Origin of the sequence: Methylomonas rivi (genome assembly GCF_024505165.1) — a bacterium.
GTDB classification, from domain to species: domain Bacteria; phylum Pseudomonadota; class Gammaproteobacteria; order Methylococcales; family Methylomonadaceae; genus Methylomonas; species Methylomonas rivi.
Genome location: NZ_JANIBK010000241.1, coordinates 1 through 3,565, shown reverse-complemented (window position 1 = coordinate 3,565; position 3,565 = coordinate 1). Strand labels below are relative to the sequence as shown.

Here is a 3,565-nt window from a genome sequence, read left to right as displayed (position 1 = left end):
AGTTTGCCCCCGCAGAACCGCCGCTTGACCCGCCGCCGGCCGCCCAGCCCACGGCCAGCCAAACCACCAGTACCGCGGACAGCAAGGTGATCAGCAGCACCAATGCCGAGCAGTTTACCGAAGCCAATTTTCGCGCCAATTACGCGCACAACCCCAAGCCCGACTATCCGTCGATAGCCAGAAGCCGGGGCTGGCAGGGAAAAGTCACGCTACGGGTACAAGTATCCGCGGAAGGCCGCAGCGAAGCCGTGGCCGTGGAATACAGCAGCGGCCACGAAATACTCGACGATTCGGCGGTCGCGGCGGTCCGGCAATGGCAATTCGTGCCGGCCCGGCGCGGCGAAACCGCGGTAGCCAGCTCGGTGTTGGTGCCGATTATTTTTACCTTACACAATTAACGTCCGGAGCCCCCATGCCCTACCATATTGCCCCCGGCGTCGTTATCGACGCCACCTTGTATACGCTGCTGGCCTTTTCGGCGATTACTTGGCTGTTGATCCTGTTCAAGTTTTGGCAATTCACCAAAAACGGCTTTTACAACAAACAATACAGCTCGGTGTTTTGGCAAGCCGCCGATCTGGAAACCGCCCGGCAACTCCCGGCCGACAAAACCCGCGGACCGCAAGCGCGGATTGCCGCCGCCGGCTTTGACTGGCTGGCGGCGCTGAATCAGCCGGCCGCCTCGACCAGTCTGAAATATCGCGGCACACCGCAGGATTTACTGGAACAAGCCCTGCGCGAAAGCACCCTCAACGAGCAGCGCCGCATGGAAAGCGGTTTGACCATGCTGGCCAGTATCGGCAGCACCGCGCCGTTTGTCGGCCTGTTCGGCACCGTGCTCGGCATCATGCACGCGATGCACGATATCAGCGCCAGCGGCATGGCCAGTCTGGACGTAGTGGCAGGCCCGATCGGCGACGCGCTGATCGCCACCGCAATAGGCATTGCCGTGGCGGTGCCGGCCGTGTTGGCCTACAACTTTTTCCTGCGCCGGGCCAAACACCACCGCACGGCGCTGGAACATTTCGTCGAAGGCTTCCTGCACGTCGCATTCGACACCCAAACAACCAAGCGGGGATAAGCGGAATGGGCTTTAAAACACCATCGGACGATCAGGACGCCGTCAGCGAAATCAACGTAACGCCGCTGGTCGACGTGATGTTGGTGTTGGTGATTATTTTACTGGTGACGGCGCCTTTATTGACCCAATCGGTCAACGTGGCCTTGCCCAAGACCGCCGCCACCCAGCCGGATACCGAAAAACAACCCATGCAACTGGGCCTGGATACGGAAGGCCGGATAACCCTGAACAAACAGCCAATCGCCGACCTAATCGAATTGGAATCCAGCTTAAAAAACGCATTATTAACCGACCCGGAACTGAGCATTCACGTTTACGCCGACCAAACGGTCAATTACGGCAAAGTGGCCGAAGTCATGGCGACGGTGCAGCATGCGGGCATCGGCAAACTGGCGTTTGTAACCCAGGAAGAATAACCGTAAAAATCCGCTGCGGCATATCACGCAATCCGGCGAACCCAGAACCGGCCCCCGCAAGCCCGTTAACTTTTAAACCCTTGTTACACAAAGGATGGCGCGGTTTGGCGGAAAAATTGCTTTGTAGTATTCGGTCAAATTAGCCGTTTTTTCACACCATGTTCGGATTCTCTCAGGACGATGCCACAACACTGCTGGAAAGCCACCGCGACGAGCTGCTGGGCTTTCTGCTCAACCGCGTCAGCTGTCCGGATATCGCCGCCGACATTCTGCAGGATGCCTACTTCAGACTGACTCAGTTTGAATCCCACAGCCAAATCAACAACCCGCGCGCCTTTCTATACAAAGTAGTGGGCAATCTGGCGATCGACCATCTGCGTAAAACCAGCCGCGAACAGACCCGGCATGCCGACGAAGACGAATTGCTGAATCATGCCGATGCCACGCCCAGCCTGGAGCGGCAAGTATACAGTCGGCAGCAACTGGCACACTTGAAACAAGCCGTCTCGGAACTGCCGCCGCGGTGCCGGGAGGTATTCATCCTGCATAAATTCAAACATTACCCGTACTCGCAAATCATGCGCGAGCTGGGCATTTCCGAAAACACCGTGCTGAAACATATCGTCAAGGCCATGGAACACTGCCGGCGGCGCATGCGGGAACTGGAAGCGGATAACCGGCATGAACCCTAAACCGCTGGCCTCGCTCCGGCCCATGCGGCAAAATAGCGCCCAACTTAAGATGGATAGTCAACCAAGGCTGCAACGTCTTACCGTAAACCTAGCCGATTAATTCCATGCCAGACACCCAACCCCATTCGGCCGAACAACAAGCCATGCAATGGCAGGCCATCCTCAGTTCGGACTTGCTCAGCGACAGCCAACGCCGCGCGTTCGAAATCTGGCTGGCGGAAAATCAGGAACACGCCGCCGCCTGGCAATCGATCAACACTTTTTGGACCGGCCTGGATGAGCTGACATTGGCAGACATCAGCGACCAGGACAACGCGCAAGTGCTGGAATTCCAGCCGCCGCAACCCAATAAAGCCGGACCGCGATATGTAAAGACCGGTCTGGCGATTGCCGCATCGCTGTTGTTGACGCTGAGCCTGTTTTATCACCCGCTCGGATTTTATCTGGCCGACTATCGAAACAGCGTAGGCCGGCAACAACAAATCACATTGGCAGACGGCTCCGGTATTTTGCTGAATACCGCCGGCGCCGTTTCGATAGACTTTTCCGGGCAACAGCGCACCGTCACGCTGCATGGTGGCGAAGCATTCTTTACGGTGGCCGTCGACCGCAAACGGCCCTTCGTGGTTGAGACCGAAGCCGGCCGGGTTCAGGCCCTGGGCACTGCTTTCGACGTTAAACTGCAAGACGGCCATGTCAGCGTTACCGTGTTCGAACACGCGGTCAAAATCACCAACGCAGACGGCCAGATCGAACAGAAACTGGCGGAAGGCGAGCGCCTGGAATTTACCCGAAACCGCATCTCGGAAGCATCCCCGGTCAACTTGCAGCGCGCCGCCGCCTGGCATAAACAACGCATGGTATTTCAAGACCAGCCCTTGGCGACGGTTGTAGCCGAGTTGGAGCGCTACCGGCCCGGTAAAATTTTCATCCTCAGCGATGCGATCAAAAACCTGCCGATCACCGGCGTCTTCGACATCACCGATACCGATATTGCCCTGCAATCCATCGCGCAAAGCCTGCCGGTCGACGTCCGCAAAATCGGCGAGCATTTGGTGTTGTTATCCGCGAAATAGTAGAGGCGAATTCATTCGCCTCTTAAGGCCCCCAAAAGGCGATTGAAATCGCCCCTACAAAAAAATTTCCTACGGGAATGGATACTCTGTCTTTCCAGCGTCGTCTTTATCCGTAAGTGACTCAATGCCATATCGGCAAACGGGACACTGCCTTTTCCACGGACTCGAACAAATGGAGCACAGATGACAGCCAATACCATAACCCCCACCGCACAGTGGCTATCCAAACCCCAACCCGGCGAACGCCGCCCGCTAGCCGCCGCCGTAACCGGCCTGTGCGCCGGCTTGCTACTGCTGACC

The 3,565-nt window shown here is 57.3% G+C and carries 5 protein-coding genes; all 5 read left to right on the top strand.

What is annotated here, in order from left to right; translation table 11 throughout:
• A partial coding sequence (locus NP596_RS20515) for an energy transducer TonB (RefSeq protein WP_256617248.1) occupies nucleotides 1-398 on the top strand: 398 nt, incomplete at its 5' end.
• Nucleotides 399-412: 14 nt separating this feature from the next.
• Nucleotides 413-1,081, top strand: a complete 669-nt coding sequence (locus tag NP596_RS20510; protein ID WP_256617247.1) for a MotA/TolQ/ExbB proton channel family protein — start codon at nucleotides 413-415, stop codon at nucleotides 1,079-1,081.
• Nucleotides 1,082-1,086: 5 nt separating this feature from the next.
• The gene (locus NP596_RS20505; protein ID WP_256617246.1) at nucleotides 1,087-1,497 is read left to right on the top strand and encodes an ExbD/TolR family protein; all 411 of its coding nucleotides are present in this window, start codon (nucleotides 1,087-1,089) and stop codon (nucleotides 1,495-1,497) included.
• 158 nt (nucleotides 1,498-1,655) lie between these two features.
• Nucleotides 1,656-2,189: an RNA polymerase sigma factor gene (locus tag NP596_RS20500; protein ID WP_256617245.1), complete on the top strand. Its 534-nt coding sequence runs from the start codon at nucleotides 1,656-1,658 to the stop codon at nucleotides 2,187-2,189.
• A 104-nt stretch (nucleotides 2,190-2,293) separates the two neighbouring features.
• Nucleotides 2,294-3,265 carry a FecR family protein gene (locus tag NP596_RS20495; RefSeq protein WP_256617244.1) on the top strand — a complete coding sequence of 324 codons (972 nt, stop codon included), beginning with the start codon at nucleotides 2,294-2,296 and terminating at the stop codon, nucleotides 3,263-3,265.
• Nucleotides 3,266-3,565: the final 300 nt, after the last annotated feature.

Bases quoted from the DNA above. Each gene is read 5' to 3' on its own strand.
- NP596_RS20510 (WP_256617247.1), top strand. From the start codon at position 413: ATGCCCTACCATATTGCCCCCGGCGTCGTTATCGACGCCACCTTGTAT.
- NP596_RS20505 (WP_256617246.1), top strand. From the start codon at position 1,087: ATGGGCTTTAAAACACCATCGGACGATCAGGACGCCGTCAGCGAAATC.
- NP596_RS20500 (WP_256617245.1), top strand. From the start codon at position 1,656: ATGTTCGGATTCTCTCAGGACGATGCCACAACACTGCTGGAAAGCCAC.
- NP596_RS20495 (WP_256617244.1), top strand. From the start codon at position 2,294: ATGCCAGACACCCAACCCCATTCGGCCGAACAACAAGCCATGCAATGG.